Source organism: Providencia lanzhouensis, assembly GCF_050469745.1.
GTDB classification, from domain to species: Bacteria; Pseudomonadota; Gammaproteobacteria; order Enterobacterales; family Enterobacteriaceae; genus Providencia; species Providencia lanzhouensis.
This window is the reverse complement of the sequence record NZ_CP174123.1, coordinates 2,813,596-2,829,416: the sequence shown is the minus strand read 5'-3', so window position 1 is coordinate 2,829,416 and position 15,821 is coordinate 2,813,596. Positions and strand designations below refer to the sequence as shown.

Below are 15,821 nucleotides of genomic sequence, written 5' to 3'. Positions count from 1 at the left end.
AATGCATAATAAAATTATACAATATATAAAATATTAAAAAAACAATTAATTTCAATGTCGACAATATTTAATTTGTGTATGTCTGATAGAGAATGAGTGATTTTTTTAGTTGGAATCATCAGGTGCTGATAATTTACATATGTAATAGTGAGTGGGTATTTTCATGAATGGAGATCATCCAATAGCATCCATTGTTCATCAGCTGTTCATTCAGCGACCCAGAATCGTTCTTTTCCTGATGAGGGCTGATAGTTGATAGACTTGGACGTTCTATCAGGTTGCTCATAAATCTGAAGCATATTGGCAGGAGATGAGCTGAGCTCAACACAATCTCGATAAGTTGGTTTAGTTTGTTCGCCGTAATAAATTCCCAACGTGACGACAGCAATAATTCCCACGAAAGGAAGGCTGTTTAATGTGCGATTTTTCATTGAAAGATAACCTCCACATGGTCAATGTGTTTTCCTTGACTGTAAGCATCCAGCCACACTTTTTTGTTAATACGGGATAAGCGGTAATAGGTATCGAGAGGGCCGTCTTCACAATCGCCAGTTGATGTACTAAATAGTTGGTTTGACTATCAATCACTTCGGCAATCACAAAGGCGCATTTAGCGCCCAGATTCACTGTGCTCGTGACGACATAACGTCCCTCGAGGTAATCATCAACACGACAATCCTTATCGGCAATCGCTTGGTTATTACACATTGGTGTAAAACCACTTTTATCGATGGCGGTATCAAATACATTCGTGTTAAAGGCGCTCGCGGTAAAATTGAGGCAAAAAGTCATGAAAATGAATACGTATTTAATCATGATTTATTATATGAACGCATCCCGTTTGCAACAGCATTCATTGTTTTGACATTGACGGGTAGGTTGCAGCTTTATATCCGATTTTTTGCAGCCATAAAGCTGCGAGCCCCTATGTAATTCGCTGACTCACACCTCATTTCCTCTGCGAGCTTCAAGCTCAAAAAATCATTCAGGTTTAATGAGTCCCGGTTTTACCTGTCTTTGTCATCACGCTGGCCACCAGAGCAACCTTTCAGTATTCACCCTTTTTTAAGCGTTAATGTTTATCAGTATCAGCGATTAATAGGGTCTGATACTGATATGATCGGTGACACATGACGAATGCTTTTACAAAACGGCCTTGCAATAATCGCACTTCATGACCCTGTTTTTTCAACTCACGCACCCAGTGCTGTGAGCCTCCACGGGCCTTCATGCCAATCAGGCAAGGTTCCCGGTTACTAAAGAACGTCAGAAAATCCTGACAACGGATCTGTTTATCAAACACTTCACCTGTATATTCATTAATGAAGTGAACTTGGATCAAATGCTTTGCGATATCAACGCCAATCGGTGTATATTTCATGTTGTGGAGTTTCCAGTCTGAGGGAGCTTTATGCATCCCGTATCGGGCACTATGATGCCGGAAATCTATGAGGCTCCGCACCTTACTGCTCATCTTTTGTGCACCTAGTCAAGTTAGATGGGATGCGTTCATTACATAAAATCATGAATTTATCTGAGTACACGCTGTATACCAGTTGTGAGCTCTGTTGTATGTGCTCCGGTGCGATGGTATGGAGTCAATCAGGTCGGATGGTTTATTGCCTTTCTCATGATGAGCTAGCTGAGATTGCGGGGTTTAACATCATGTTATGCAGTGGTGAGATTTTCGCTAAAAGTCCTTTTAAGCCGGAGGTGACTCACGGTGTTTTAAAAGAGAAGACAATGTTAATTTATACACAATATTTTCAACCAACGACTTAACATCAAACGTCGGCCAATAATGAAAATATCGGTTAAGTTGACTAATAAGATAACGAGTCACGATGATATGATTAGCAGGTAACTAATGACATTCATTAAATTACCCGAAAAAGCGGGTTTTGCTCTGCGTCATGCGCCGCCGGAACAACAGCATGCTTTTCTTGCTGTGATTGTGCATTGGCCCAGTAATGTGGGGCAAAGTATCCAAGCCTATTCTGAATAGCTTAAGGCCAAAATAGCCCAAATCGTGGCGGTCTAGGGTGGTGTATGGCTTAACCCGGAAGAGGACAACCAAAAGCTGAAACTGCAATGTGCGCAAGGCCACCTGATTAACACTTGTCCATTCTACTTACGCCAAGGGGTATGGTGCATAGGGTGTTATGTTGAAAGCCAATATGTGGCTATCTTGCTTCTACTAGTGCATTTGTCATCACAGTAAGATAAATATCCATGTAATGGTTTGAATTAAATAAAAAAAGAATACCATAATAGCCATCTTCACGGATATCCGTAAAGATGGCTTAAAATAGAGTTTAGTTTGATTAACGTTCTAGCTTATGGATTTCATTGGGGTACCACGACATTCTTTATTTCCCGCCTTAAGGGATGAAAGCAGCTTGACTCTCATTCTGTTACCCTATCTACCCACTTATATGATAAACATATCCTCCACTGTGAAAAATTCCTCCTTGTTCAAGGCAAACATTACGTCCATAGCGTTCATAGTCAAAGTAATGGGATAAATGCCCAAGTTGTGCTAAATCATAACAACCACTTTCTTCTATCCAGTAATAACCTAAGTCATATTCATTATTGACCCCCGCTAATTGCTGGAAAGAATCCAAGTTATCCGCTAAATGAATTAAATCATGAATTGAACTCGCTGAAGCTCCGATTTCAATTGCCGCCTGATAAAGGTCAATTTCATCAGGCGATAACATGGCTAATTGTGTGGCTAACTCGTTTAACTCATCTAAAAGGCTATATTCTGAAATGTAGGACGAAAGGTCATCAATTGAGGATTCATAGTCGGTCAAGAAATACTCTTCATAGTGAATACCATCAATGCCAATCCGCATTAAACAGTGTTCTATTTCTTTTGATGTTGCCGGAAGCTCAAGCCACTCACCGACCAGTTCGCCTTCGTTATATTTTCCTAAATTCGTAATAAAAACAGAGATAATCCCTGATTTTAGGCATGGGGAAGCCGTTGCTGTCATGTGCATATTCATGTCCTATTATTGATGTATTGAGTTTAATTGATGGGGATATTTTGAGAAAGAGAGCTATTTTTCTTTAAGTAAAAGAGATTGATATGAAATGTCTGGAAATATAGGGGCAAATACAAATAGATCGTAAATTATTAAAATAAAGTGACACAGAATTCTGAACACTTTCTACCTGCGAAGTGATATTTCATTCGTCACTAACGAGTGCCATTATGTTTAACGAAAAGGTAAAGTCTTCGCTCATCAGAGAGCTTATACTCTTTGTCTTTAGGTTTGGAAGTCTGTATCTGTCAGGTGCTGAGTTCGGTGAAGTTATATGAGTGATAATACAAGGAATATAAAGGAGTTTATTTGACTTGAGGATGCCACTGTAGAAATAAAGGTGGCGGATTGGGAATCGACTTTTCATCATAACATCATATAGTTAAAGTGATTAATTTAGTTCTGTTTAATTTATACCCTCAATTGTGCCCTCAGCTTTTAAAATGGTATTTGCCGAGCACCAAAATGGTCTCTTTTTTGAGAATATGATCTCGAAAAGGACAGGGATCCATATGGAGACCTGTTTATTTGAACTCTTGAAATAATAATGAACGAGATGATTGATATCAATGAAAAATGGCCCAATTTTGATGGGCCGATAAACAAAATAGAAGGGGGATCAGCGGGCAATATCGCGATAAAATACGGCATTACAATCAAAGTCGGCAAAAATTTTTGCCCTGTTTTTGGGATTGGGGGTAAACTGACCAATCGGTTTATCATTGGCGTACACTGCAAATGAGTCCGCTTTTGTTATCGCTTGCGTAAAGAGAGTCCAGGCATTACCTTCACTACGCGTTTTGGTTTCCTCCGGAATGTAATAGACTTCATCGTCAATAACAAAGGCGAGATTGTTTGTATCGATAGGATGTCCATCTTGATAAAGATAAACGCCATTATCATATTCCTCATCAGCAGCAATATTACAGGCAAGAATAACACTGAGATGTTTATCATTACTGATGCCGTACTCCATATAGCCTTGTGCGAAGGTTGCCGACCAATAATTGGGGATAGCGAATGCACTTAGTGAGCCGCTCATGAGAACACAGGCTAATAGTATTTTTTTCATCATCATTTAACCTCTACGATATCGAGAACAATATTGAAGCGCTTTGGCGGAATAACCGAGATATTGGCGTTGTTCTTCCGTTAATGATTGTGCCGTATTGATTTTTGATGTCATAAATTGGGCGAGTTTGTCTTCAGGGAATTTTTTAGTCAGAAGAGTGAATGCGCATTCACATTCCTGTTTATTAAAGGTATTACTGTTGTTAACACATTGATGCATAAAAACCTCTTTGGGCGACTCTGAACAACTGGTTATCAGGAATAAGCTTACAATAAGCAGATATAAACGAAATAGGTTGCGATTTTTCATTGGATATTCAGCCATAAAAGAAAGAGTACACAGGGATCAGCCCGACAAACCAGCCAATGATTTGAGGGCCGATAGCCCAAAAGAGCTTGGCTTGTATCAGCCCTATCGCACCTTCGCGTGTTGTGATGTAATCTGGCATAATCGCGAGTCGTATAGCATTACCGATAAACATGCCCACTCCGGTGCCTAATCCCATGACAACGAAAAACTTAATCCCCGCCCAAATACCGTAGATATGACCGGTAGGCGAAATCCAATTATAAACAACGACAATTGCGCTAATGACAAAAGCAATTAGCAGGTATTTAATAAAATAAGATGAGTTCATGTAACCGCCTTTTTAGGATGTAAAATAGCCAACATCAAAAAGGCATGTTGGCTAGGTAAGTTGAGGGTAATCTATAAGGCTGAATGCCAGGTATTAGAATCGGTAAGTCAAACCAAGCATGATGTCATTGGCCTTCACTTTGATTTTTGAGGTGTTTTCCCCATCGCCTACCGCTGTCGTGATGTCGGCTTTTCCAGCATCTAAATAGCGATAACTTAGCCCCATATCCCAATCGTCATTGATGGCATAGTTCACCCCCGCACCGATACTCCAGGCAAAGTTATTGGCGGTATGCGTGTGAGTATCATGCAGAGAGAGTCCTGGGGTATAAGCATCAGCACGGGTGGTTTTAAAATCCACGGCCGCATAGCCTAGCCCTACAGAGATATACGGCGTGAAATTTGAGCTATTTTTAATGTCGTAGTACCCATTGACCATTAACGTATTGAGTTTGATTTGGTTTTTAATATCACGAGTTTGATGTACGCCATTACGCACACGGTCGCGGATGTTGTAGGTTGAATTCGCTTTATCACGCGCCATAAATTCCAATTCAGCGCGAACAGGGATATCAAACTGATTGGAAAAGTCATAACCTAACGCAAGTCCACCGCCAAATACGCCAGTACGATGGCTATCTCCATTTTTTGTACCATTATCACCGGCATCAGCATAGCCGCTGTAGACAAACTGCTGACCAGACATTTGCACAATGGATGCGCCCATTTTACCCGTGACATAAAGCCCCGTTTTACTGTCATCCGTATTCGCGAATGCCGGTAATGAAATGCACCCCATCAGGGCGGGAACAATAAACGCTTTTTTCATGATTGATTTCCTTTTAATCAATATCACATTAAGTATGGTTGAATCGCGTTATGTCAGTGGAAGGCATGAAAGATTTGACTCAATCACCTTAATATCACTGACATAAAGATAATTTAGCGTGAGACAGTTTAACTTAATCGATCTGTTTTACCTATCAATAATTAAAATACGATCGGTAATATCGATCATAACTATCAATAAACGGTTATCGATCGGCGTAATCGATCAATTGTTGTTTTGGTGCTTAAATAAGAAAAAGCGTTGATGAGAGAGTGAGTCAAAATGGACAGGAATAAAATGATGTTTAAAGAATGCTCTCCTTTATTGAATAGGTTGGTATGCTCGATATTATCAAGTACCAAAATACGGGATAAGTCTTTATGTTAGCGCTAACGCTTTATAAGCAACGCCGTTTACTCATGTTATCGATATGAAAACCGAACTCCGTTAAGACCCAATGGTTTGATGTATTCCATCGAATCCAGTCTTTTTTCTCCAGCGAATCGAGCGTGAAAATCTGACGTTGCGTAACCGATTGAAACGACTTAATCGCAAGACGTTAGGGTATTCAAAATCATCTGGCATGCATGACAAGATCATTGGGACTTTCATTGAGCGAGAGTATTACGTTTGAAATGCCATCAACCCTTTGGATGCGTGACCCATTTTTTATAAAAATACTAATCAAAGTGGAAGTAGGCTTAATTTATCCATCCAATATAGGATAAACTCAAAGTGATCAGTACTTATTCAATTCAATGTCACACACATGACACACGCATAAGGGCCATCTCTGTCTTGGCGACGTTCAACGTAAACAGCTAACACGCCACGACAATCTGGCACCTCCTTACCAATATAATGCTCGCTATTACCAACCCATTTATACTTTCCTGCACAATAACGAGCAAGGCGAGAGCCTAAATGTTGCTGATGGATCTTCATTGCTGCGGATTTACGGATGATATTCATGGTTCACCTCATACTAAGCCATGCTCAGCGAAAGAGAAGATTTGCTGACCACCGATGCTCAGATGGTCAAGTACTCGTACTTCAATTAGCTGCAATGCTTTTATTAATTGTTGCGTGATAGATTTATCCGCTTGGCTTGGCGTGATATCGCCTGACGGATGGTTGTGTGCAAAGATAACGGCAGCAGCATTAAAATGAAGTGCTCGTTTGACGACTTCACGAGGATAAACTTGTGTGCTGCTAATCGAGCCAGCAAACAGGGTTTCACTGCTTATCAACTGATTTTGTTGATTCAAGTAGAGCACAATAAACGCTTCACGCTCTAATGCTGACATTTTTAGCCGTAACCAATCCCTCACATTTTGCGTTGATGTAAAAGCAATACCCGGTTCACGCAGATACTTATCCAGTATGCTCAACGCACGTTTGATAGTACGTTGTTCATTAGGAAGCAGTGTTAAGGTATTCGTATAAGTATTGATACTCTCCATCGTTAATATCTCCATCATTACGAGGCTAGTTGAAGCATATTTTCAGCCATCACCCACAAGGCTCGGTTAAGCTTCACATCACCATCAATCCCATTCACTGAACGCGTGCGAGCGCGTTTACCTTTCGCATTTCTGCCTGATAATCCCCCTTTAATTAAATTTTCTTGCAAACGTTGGTACACCGTCCAAAGATCGTCCTTCTTATCTTCTACACGGCGTGGCTGTAATACTTGCGCTTCGGTCACAGGTTGATGCGCTTCACCATAACGATATGTGAGAGCAGATTGAGCAAAGATGTGTTGGGCTGGTGGCGGTAATAATAGGGACTGCATGGCATCACGTTGCTCATCCATGCGTTCAAATAGCCCTAACACTTCATAAGCTCCTTCAATCACTTTTTCCACCACATCACCTTTATGCGGTACACGCACCTCACCAAAGGTTTGTCCGCAAATTAAGCCATTCTGACAAACGAATCGGAACATCCCCGGTAACATCTGATAACTCGATGAGCCATCATGGCTATTAAGTAAGATGATTTCAGGCACTTGGCTACCCGTAATTTGGTCATGACGTCGGAGCCGTAACATATGCTTAGTATGATCACGACGGCTGTCATCTCGCACACGAGTTTGGCATGCAAAGAACGGATAAAAACCTTCTTTCTGTAAACTATCGAGTAAGGTAATCGTAGGAATATACGTGTACTTTTCGCTACGAGATTCATGCTTTTCTTCTGAAAACACACTGGGTACGGTGCGAAATAACTCTTCAATGGTTAACGGGCGGTCACGGCGAATGCTATTTGCCGCACCAAAGCGAGAAGCTAAACGAGACATAGGGGTTCTCCTCAGTGATAACACTGATAAATTAAAATAAGATAAAGGAAATAAGTGAGGTGATAAGCTGGTGGACGCTGTATTAAAGCGTTATCACTAACTTAGTCAATTAGGTGAAAGATTTGTGCTTGCTCGGGATGTTGCATCGCATAGTCACGAAGTTGGTAAAAATACTCTACCAGCACAGAACTCTCGGTTTTAAACGACCAGATGCTATACACCATTAGACAGACTGCAATACCAGCTGCCTCCGGGCTTAACTCGGCTTCATTTCCGTTATGCGGGTTAAACATTTGCAGGGAGGGTTCGAGCATATCAGGCCAGATAAATGCGCCGCCATTAGACAGCATACTGAACTCCCAGAAGGCTCCATGATAGACCTCACACATCTTATCCATCAGATTAAAGATATCGCCTTCTAAACGCTGCCAATCAGGTACTGTGCTGAAATAGAAACGCCAGAAGGTACTACGACCACGGGAATTGACGAGGTTGGTTTTGATAACAGTTGATTCTTGCTCTTGTAAGGTAAACATAATAGAACTCCAATTCAGTCGATATTGATAGACAGTAATAAGCAAAAAAGCCCTACACCTTGCGGTGCAGAGCTTTCTAGAAATGATAGGTATATTGAGTATCATTTTTAGTGACTCATTCTGATGATTGATTCACTAAAATAATATAGATATAAAAATAAATGTAAGTTAATTAATGGGTTAGTCTGATAATGCTTTTATAATGAATCAGATAATACGAAGGCGTAAATAAGGACGTGGTTAATCGATTAGATGGAATATGGCGGAACGTTCTGGGTGTTGCGCCGCATAATCACGCAATTGATAAAAGCGATCGACGAGGATGTCACTTTCCGTTTGAAATGACCATAAACTGTACATCATCAAACACACGGCAATGCCTGCGGCTTCACAACTGACGTTGGCTTCGTTACCGTTATGTGGGTTGAACAGCGTCAGTGTCTCTTGAGGTAAATCGGGATAAATAAAGGCGCCACCATTGGATAAGGTACAATATTCCCAATACCCGCCGTGGTAGTCCTCACAAAACTGTCCCATAGTGGTAAATATGACCACTTCAAAGGTGGTCCAGCCTTTCACGCTCCCGAAGTGGTTGCTCCAAAAATCCAGGCGTTGCTCATCGGGAACGAGTGTCATTGTAATTGCACATTCAGTTGAATTATTCATCAGTTGATACTCCAAGAAAAAGAAATAAAAAAGCGCCAATCCTGTTAAGGACTGACGCTGAGAGTGATAATTAATGGGGTAATGTAAGAGGTTAAAAGAACAGGCTCCACAGGGATTTAGCGACGGATACGATACTGTTTTTAACGGTGCTAATCGTACTTCTTATCAATGGTGGCAAGGGAATGATATTGATTAAGGTATCCACAATATCACTGACACATTGACCAAAATCGTTACGGGCGGCGTTCTCCACCGATTGCGTCCGGTAAGGGGTGTTCAGTTGCCTAGCTACTCCGCTACTGGCTTGCGCCGGTAACGCCTGTATGAGTTGCTCAGCTAATTCAGTGAGTTGAAAACCTTCTGTCGCAGAAACCGTCATCACAGGGTGATGCGGCTTAAAGGCGGTTATGACGGCTTGTTGCTTTAATTTTAAGTTATAGGCCTGCTCTGAGGATGGTTGATGCTTGTATTCATCCCACTGGCGACAAGGCTCTATTTTATCGGCTTGGTTCAAGACAAATAGAAATTGATTAGGTTGGTAACCGCATTTCTGCGTGAGAAAGCGATAGCACTGTTCATCAGAAGACCATGCTCGGTCATCGGCCTTGAGTACCCAAATGATTAAATCGAATTCTAGTAATAAGTTGCGATAGAGCTGGTGGTACTCTTTATCCCGCTCAAGGCTTTCCCCCACGCCGGGTAAATCTACAAAAGTGAGAGTATGGTTGTTCATCGTCATGCTGAAGCGTTGGGCTTGGCGTGTGCAGCCTGAAACATCACTCACAGGTGATAATGACGATTGAAACAGTGCATTGATCAGACTGGATTTTCCCGCTCCCGTTTTACCCATCAAACCGATGATGGGAGAGTAGTTGATTAGGTGACTGAGTTGGTTGAAAAAAGAGGTTTGGAATGAAGTCGGTAGAGTCGATAGGAGGGTTTTAAAGTGAGCGTTCTGATGCATATTACTCCTTGAAATAAAAGAAAATGATAGCTATTCAAGGAGATAATATATATCTGAGATTTTTTGTAATACTGAGTTGCTCTTATTAAATATATCATGAGTCGCTTACACTAGATTATCTACATGTTCTTTCTATCAGGGATCTCTTTAGCTACCTAATTCTTTATCAAATGGAATAATCAATACTCCTGCTTGCTCAATGAAGATAGTCAGCGATGGGGGGTATACGCTTAACTAAGGTTACTCAACAGATTGAATATATCACCAAATTGTGGGGGGGGATTTGAATATAGTAAATAAGATTGATGATGAATAAATTTTTTCATTGATGCTTGTGAAATAAAAATTGGTAACCTGCTACAGCTGCTACATGTAGCAGCTGTAGCATATACTTAGAGCCTACCGTCCAGCTGTTTACATGCAAGCAAACCGTTCTGCCAAAAGCGTTCAAAGACACCGGTATCACGTCATTCAAGGAAGCGCCGATGTGTAGACCTCGAAGAACATATCCCGTGGCATTCAGGGCGTTCCTCTAGTCGCTAGTCCTGAGCACAAAGAATATGGCATTCATGGCAGCACGGTTATCAACTCGTTTACGGTGAGTGCCGAGCGGATGATTAGTTTTGTGCTCAGGAATAAGCAGTGCTATTTTTTTCAGAGTTCATCGCTGATCCGTAATCTGCTACCTGTCATATTTTCACCTTCAGAAATTGCCCGTTACGACATTCTGACAATCCCTTCTGCGGTAGGTTTTTAGTCTTCCTTACAAAATAATTTATGATAGGATAATGCCTAATAAAATTAATTAGGTTGGAGCCTATTCCGTGTTTTATATCCCTCAGTCTAGCTTCAGCCCGTAGAGATGATTGAGTCATTGTGGATGAATAACCGCGTTGAGCGGATCAGTTTAATGTTATTATGCGATGCCAGTCATGACTTGATAAACAGAGTATTAAGACATTGCTTGAATGGGATAAACAAGACGCATGACAAATGATGGGCTGAAACAAACGGTAGGGGCGAAGTCAGATAGGCTTTCGGAGATAGCACAGTTGCCACAAGCAATCCGGGATCGCATTGCTCACATCGATTTCACCTTATTGTTTAAGGGTGAAGCGGTACGGGCAGATTTAGTCAATCGCTTCAGCATAGCTGCTACACAAGCAACGAAAGATTTCACTCTATACAGAGTGCTTGCACCAGGTAACATTGAGTATGACCAAAAGCTCAAGCTGCATAAGCGAGGTGAAGCATTTGAGCCCTTGTTCGACTACGACGTCGTTCGAACATTGGCGACGATTAGCCAAGGATTCGGAGATGGCTTTACTGGCAAGATAAAACCGCCTTTTGCGTGTGAAGCGCCTTATCACCTTAACAAGCCGAGTTTATCGATAGTGGCGAAAGTTACCGAGGCCATCCATAAAGGCAAAGCCTTGCGTATCACCTATGTGTCGTTATCGAGCGGTGAAACAATACGTGAAATTGTGCCGCATACGCTGGTGGACAATGGCCTGCGTTGGCATGTTCGTGGTTTTGACCGCGAGCATAGTGAGTTCAGAGACTTTGTACTGACTCGAATTAAAGCAGCTATTGTGCTTGACGATTCCACGCTGTCTGAAACGGAGCTCGAACCCCAAGACCGGCAATGGAACCGATTTGTAGAGCTAGAGTTAGTGCCGCATCCTCGTATTGAGCACAGCGAAGCGATTGAGCTAGACTATGGCATGACGGGTGGCGTGATGAAAGTTGAGATTAGAGCGGCTACCGCTGGCTATTTGCTTCGCCAATGGCATGTGGATTGTTCTACAGAACACTCATTAATGGGCTTTGAGTATCAGCTTTGGTTGCGTAACAGCCAGGCACTTTATGGTGTCATAAACTTAAATCTAGCGCCGGGTAGAACAAGTTAATCGAACGATGTAGCGGCCATTTAGGCGTTACAGAAAGAACAGAATTTTAAATTTATAGTGAAGCCGTTGCAGCAACTTTGTGGGGTGCAACCAACACTGAACAGGAAAAGAAAATGGATCATAGTGTACATAACAAGCTCATCTCATTTATTTGGAACATTGCCGACGACTGTTTACGTGATGTGTACGTTCGCGGTAAGTACCGCGATGTGATTTTACCTATGGTGGTATTACGACGTTTAGATACGTTACTTGAACCCACCAAAGAAGCCGTGCTTGAAGAGGTCAAGTTCCAAAAAGAAGAGATGCAAGCCACGGAGCTTGATGATGAACCATTGAAGGCGGCTAGTGGTTATGTTTTTTACAATACATCTAAATGGACCCTGAAATCCCTGTTCAACACCGCAACGAATAACCAACAGATATTACTCGCCAACTTTGAAGAGTACCTGCTTGGCTTTAGCGATAATGTTAAAGAAATCATTGAATGCTTTAACCTCAAGTCGCAAATTCGTCACATGGCCTCAAAGCAAGTCCTTCTTGATGTCGTCGAAAAGTTTGTTTCCCCTTACATCAACTTAACTCATGAAACGGTCGAAGACCCAGATGGCAACAAGATGCCAGCTCTTACTAACCTGGGTATGGGGTACGTGTTCGAAGAGTTGATCCGTAAGTTCAACGAAGAAAACAACGAAGAAGCCGGTGAGCACTTTACACCTAGGGAAGTGATTGAGCTGATGACACACTTGGTTTTTGACCCAGTGAAAGAGCAGCTACCATTGACCATGACCGTTTACGACCCTGCGTGTGGTAGCGGAGGTATGTTGACTGAATCTCAGAAATTTATTGAAGAAAAATATCCAAGTCTTGGTAATAACCGTGATGTGTATCTTTACGGCAAAGAGATCAATGACGAGACCTACGCGATTTGTAAATCGGACATGATGATCAAAGGTAACAACCCTGAGAACATCAAAGTAGGCTCAACCTTGTCTACCGACGAGTTTGCGGCTTCACGCTTTGACTTTATGTTGTCTAACCCGCCATACGGTAAGAGTTGGGCGTCTGAACAGAAGTATATTAAAGACGGCAGTGATGTGATTGACCCGCGTTTTAAGGTTAGCCTGAAAGACTATTGGGGAAATCTCGAAGTGGTGGATGCCACGCCACGTTCGAGTGATGGCCAGCTGCTTTTCTTAATGGAGATGGTCAACAAGATGAAAGATCCGAGCGTAAGTCCATTAGGCAGCCGGATTGCCTCTGTTCATAACGGCTCATCGCTCTTTACCGGTGATGCGGGCGGTGGCGAAAGTAATATTCGTCGCTTCATCATTGAAAACGACATGCTAGATGCCATCGTTCAGTTACCTAATAACCTGTTCTATAACACTGGCATTACCACTTACATTTGGGTGTTGAACAACAATAAACCTGAGGCGCGTAAAGGTAAGGTGCAATTAATTGATGCCAGCTTGCTCTACCGTAAGTTGCGCAAGAACTTAGGTAACAAAAACTGCGAATTTGCGCCTGAGCACATCACGGAAATTACCGATACTTACCTCGCGTGTAAGGATGTTGAAAGAGCACTGGATGCAAACAATGATCCTGTTGGCATCGCCAGTAAGGTATTCAGCAATGACGATTTTGGCTACTACAAAGTCACTATCGAGCGCCCAGATCGCCGCAAAGCCAAGTTTACTCAAGATGCCATAGCCCCACTGCGTTTTGATAAGCAACTTAGTGAAGTGATGGAGTACGTGTACGCAGAGCACGGCGAACGTGTTTACGAAAAAACTGGCTACGGGTCAGATCAGAAAAAGAGCTTCTTAAAATCCATCGAGAAAGACATTCTTTCTTGGTGTGAAGATAACGACATCAGTCTCAATGCTAAGGCTAAGGCCAAACTGCTTGATGTGAAACACTGGCTGGCGCTAAAAGCATTGCTTGAAACTGCACAAACGCTGATGGCTGACATCGGTAGCATTGAATTTGATGACTTCAATAGCTTTAAAACCCAAGTTGATAAATCGCTAAAAGCCCATGCTATTAAGCTTTCAGCACCTGAGAAAAATGCCATTCTTCACGCGGTGAGCTGGTATGACGAAACCGCCAAGAAAGTGGTTAAAAAGGTAGTTAAATTAACGGGTGATAAATTAAACGACCTGCTGGAGCGCTATGAGTGTGAAGTCGCTGACTTGCCAGATTTTGGTTATTACCCCGTTCCTTCAGCAGAAGGCGGTAAAAAAGGCGAGTATATCACTTACGAGACCAATTCAGACCTGCGAGATACAGAATCTGTTCCATTAAAGCAAAGCATTTACCAGTACTTCCTAGATGAAGTGAAGCCTCATGTCGATGAAGCATGGATAAACCTAGATACGGTAAAAATTGGCTATGAAATCAGCTTCAATAAGTATTTCTACCGTCATAAACCGCTGCGTAGTTTAGAAGAGGTCGCAACCGACATCATCAACCTAGAACAAAAAGCCGAAGGTTTGATTGCGCAGATTCTTGGTGCGGAAGTAAAAAAGGTTCAGGGGTAAGTCGTTATGATGAAGATTTCTGAAATGCCTAAATATCAAACTTACAAGGACTCTACCGAGGGCTGGATTGGTGATGTACCGGAACACTGGGATATTAGAAAGTTAAAGCATCTCTTTTATGAAAAGAAGCATAGGCCAAATATGAGCTTGAATTGCGGTGCTATTAGTTTTGGAAAAGTGGTTACAAAAGATGATGAAAAGATTTTACTAAGCACTAAAGCCTCTTATCAGGAGGTATTATCTGGTGAGTTTTTAATAAATCCGTTAAATCTAAATTATGACTTGATCAGTTTGAGAATTGCTCTTTCAGAAGTCGATGTGGTTGTTAGTGCAGGATATATCGTCATTAGAGAAAAGGAAGAACTGCAAAAGCAGTATTTCAAATATCTTTTGCACAGATATGATGTTGCTTATATGAAGCTGTTGGGTTCAGGGGTACGACAAACAATTAGTTTTAACCATATTGCGAATAGCTTGCTGGTATTTCCACCTCTAGAAGAACAATCCCTAATAGCCGCCTTTCTTGACAAGAAAACCGCTCTAATCGACGAAGCGATTTCGATCAAAGAAAAGCAAATTAATCTGTTAAAAGAGCGTAAGCAGATCATCATCCAACAGGCGGTGACCCAAGGGCTTGATCCCAATGTGCCAATGAAAGACTCCGGTGTGGATTGGATTGGTAAGATTCCAGCGCATTGGGAAGTAAAAAAAATGAAATTCATTTTTGACTCTATTCAGACTGGTACGACCCCGGTAACTTCTGAGCCAAAATATTTCGATGGAGATGTTGATTGGTATAATCCCAAAGATTTAAATGCTGGTTATCTTGATAAGTCAGAAAAGACTATATCTGAACTTGCAATTAAACATGGTCAAGCAAAGATATTTCCAGGTGATTCAGTCTTGATTGTTGGTATAGGTGCAACTTGTGGTAAGACTGCTTACCTCAAGAGTTCTTCGGCATTTAACCAACAAATAACGGGTTTTAGTTCACGCCATGAAAACGCAGAGTTCATGTATTATCTGATTAGTATGTATTCAAGCGTAATGCTTAAAGTGGCAAATTATACTACTTTGCCGATATTGAATAATGAATTTTTTAAACATTTTTTATTGCCGTGCCCATCAAAAATTGAACAAGATAGGATAGTTGGGTTTCTCAGAATTGAAACGTTAAAATTCGAAAAGACCATTGAGATCCAACTGCAACAAATCGAAAGGCTTAAAGAATACAAAACCACCCTGATCAACAGCGCCGTGACAGGAAAAATCAAGATCACCCCAGAAATGGTTGAGCAATAGGAAGCGAA

At 41.6% G+C, this 15,821-nt stretch carries 16 protein-coding genes and 3 pseudogenes; 5 read left to right on the top strand and 14 right to left on the bottom strand.

The window, feature by feature from the left end; genetic code table 11:
- Window positions 1-206: 206 nt before the first annotated feature.
- Both ACIH2S_RS13465 and ACIH2S_RS13460 read right to left on the bottom strand, forming a co-directional pair.
- Window positions 207-431, bottom strand: a complete 225-nt coding sequence (locus ACIH2S_RS13465; protein ID WP_230086673.1) for a hypothetical protein — start codon at window positions 429-431, stop codon at window positions 207-209.
- Window positions 432-1,117: 686 nt separating this feature from the next.
- Window positions 1,118-1,381 (bottom strand): annotated as a pseudogene (locus tag ACIH2S_RS13460) (IS110 family transposase); the annotation flags it as partial.
- A 486-nt stretch (window positions 1,382-1,867) separates the two neighbouring features.
- Between ACIH2S_RS13460 and ACIH2S_RS13455 the strand changes: the two are divergent.
- Complete coding sequence (locus ACIH2S_RS13455) at window positions 1,868-2,005, top strand: hypothetical protein (RefSeq protein WP_239407435.1); 138 nt, start codon at window positions 1,868-1,870, stop codon at window positions 2,003-2,005.
- 418 nt (window positions 2,006-2,423) lie between these two features.
- On the opposite strand, the gene ACIH2S_RS13450 is transcribed toward ACIH2S_RS13455, so the two are convergent.
- The 5 genes from ACIH2S_RS13450 to ACIH2S_RS13430 form a co-directional block, all read right to left on the bottom strand.
- Window positions 2,424-3,008: an antirestriction protein ArdA gene (locus ACIH2S_RS13450; protein ID WP_239407434.1), complete on the bottom strand. Its 585-nt coding sequence runs from the start codon at window positions 3,006-3,008 to the stop codon at window positions 2,424-2,426.
- 664 nt (window positions 3,009-3,672) lie between these two features.
- The gene (locus ACIH2S_RS13445; protein ID WP_161729466.1) at window positions 3,673-4,131 is read right to left on the bottom strand and encodes a hypothetical protein; all 459 of its coding nucleotides are present in this window, start codon (window positions 4,129-4,131) and stop codon (window positions 3,673-3,675) included.
- Window positions 4,132-4,344 (bottom strand): hypothetical protein, encoded by a 213-nt coding sequence (locus tag ACIH2S_RS13440; protein WP_237585619.1) that lies wholly within the window; start codon window positions 4,342-4,344, stop codon window positions 4,132-4,134.
- A 97-nt stretch (window positions 4,345-4,441) separates the two neighbouring features.
- The gene (locus ACIH2S_RS13435; protein WP_072063290.1) at window positions 4,442-4,762 is read right to left on the bottom strand and encodes a hypothetical protein; all 321 of its coding nucleotides are present in this window, start codon (window positions 4,760-4,762) and stop codon (window positions 4,442-4,444) included.
- 93 nt (window positions 4,763-4,855) lie between these two features.
- A complete protein-coding gene (locus tag ACIH2S_RS13430) occupies window positions 4,856-5,590 on the bottom strand; it encodes an outer membrane protein (protein WP_222669523.1) in 735 nt (244 codons plus the stop codon).
- Between the two features lie 490 nt (window positions 5,591-6,080).
- Between ACIH2S_RS13430 and ACIH2S_RS13425 the strand changes: the two are divergent.
- Window positions 6,081-6,224: pseudogene (locus tag ACIH2S_RS13425) on the top strand (IS1 family transposase); the annotation flags it as partial.
- A 116-nt stretch (window positions 6,225-6,340) separates the two neighbouring features.
- On the opposite strand, the gene ACIH2S_RS13420 reads toward ACIH2S_RS13425, so the two are convergent.
- The 7 genes and pseudogenes from ACIH2S_RS13420 to ACIH2S_RS13390 form a co-directional block, all read right to left on the bottom strand.
- Window positions 6,341-6,562 carry a DUF987 family protein gene (locus ACIH2S_RS13420; protein ID WP_036941096.1) on the bottom strand — a complete coding sequence of 74 codons (222 nt, stop codon included), beginning with the start codon at window positions 6,560-6,562 and terminating at the stop codon, window positions 6,341-6,343.
- An 8-nt stretch (window positions 6,563-6,570) separates the two neighbouring features.
- Window positions 6,571-7,053: a JAB domain-containing protein gene (locus ACIH2S_RS13415; protein ID WP_430247581.1), complete on the bottom strand. Its 483-nt coding sequence runs from the start codon at window positions 7,051-7,053 to the stop codon at window positions 6,571-6,573.
- Window positions 7,054-7,070: 17 nt separating this feature from the next.
- Window positions 7,071-7,892, bottom strand: a complete 822-nt coding sequence (locus ACIH2S_RS13410) for a DUF932 domain-containing protein (RefSeq protein WP_430247580.1) — start codon at window positions 7,890-7,892, stop codon at window positions 7,071-7,073.
- 101 nt (window positions 7,893-7,993) lie between these two features.
- Window positions 7,994-8,428 (bottom strand): antirestriction protein, encoded by a 435-nt coding sequence (locus tag ACIH2S_RS13405; RefSeq protein ID WP_006814844.1) that lies wholly within the window; start codon window positions 8,426-8,428, stop codon window positions 7,994-7,996.
- Between the two features lie 240 nt (window positions 8,429-8,668).
- A complete protein-coding gene (locus ACIH2S_RS13400; protein ID WP_154631727.1) occupies window positions 8,669-9,094 on the bottom strand; it encodes an antirestriction protein in 426 nt (141 codons plus the stop codon).
- Between the two features lie 91 nt (window positions 9,095-9,185).
- Window positions 9,186-10,058: a GTPase family protein gene (locus ACIH2S_RS13395; RefSeq protein WP_430247578.1), complete on the bottom strand. Its 873-nt coding sequence runs from the start codon at window positions 10,056-10,058 to the stop codon at window positions 9,186-9,188.
- A 404-nt stretch (window positions 10,059-10,462) separates the two neighbouring features.
- Window positions 10,463-10,751: pseudogene (locus ACIH2S_RS13390) on the bottom strand (transposase); the annotation flags it as partial.
- Window positions 10,752-11,110: 359 nt separating this feature from the next.
- Between ACIH2S_RS13390 and ACIH2S_RS13385 the strand changes: the two are divergent.
- The 3 genes from ACIH2S_RS13385 to ACIH2S_RS13375 all read left to right on the top strand — a co-directional run bounded on the left by ACIH2S_RS13385 (window position 11,111) and on the right by ACIH2S_RS13375 (window position 15,813).
- Entirely contained in the window at window positions 11,111-11,968 is an 858-nt protein-coding gene (locus ACIH2S_RS13385) for a WYL domain-containing protein (protein WP_430247576.1), read from the top strand.
- A gap of 113 nt (window positions 11,969-12,081) precedes the next feature.
- Window positions 12,082-14,511 carry a type I restriction-modification system subunit M gene (locus tag ACIH2S_RS13380; protein WP_430247574.1) on the top strand — a complete coding sequence of 810 codons (2,430 nt, stop codon included), beginning with the start codon at window positions 12,082-12,084 and terminating at the stop codon, window positions 14,509-14,511.
- 6 nt (window positions 14,512-14,517) lie between these two features.
- Entirely contained in the window at window positions 14,518-15,813 is a 1,296-nt protein-coding gene (locus tag ACIH2S_RS13375) for a restriction endonuclease subunit S (RefSeq protein ID WP_430247573.1), read from the top strand.
- Window positions 15,814-15,821 lie beyond the last annotated feature (8 nt).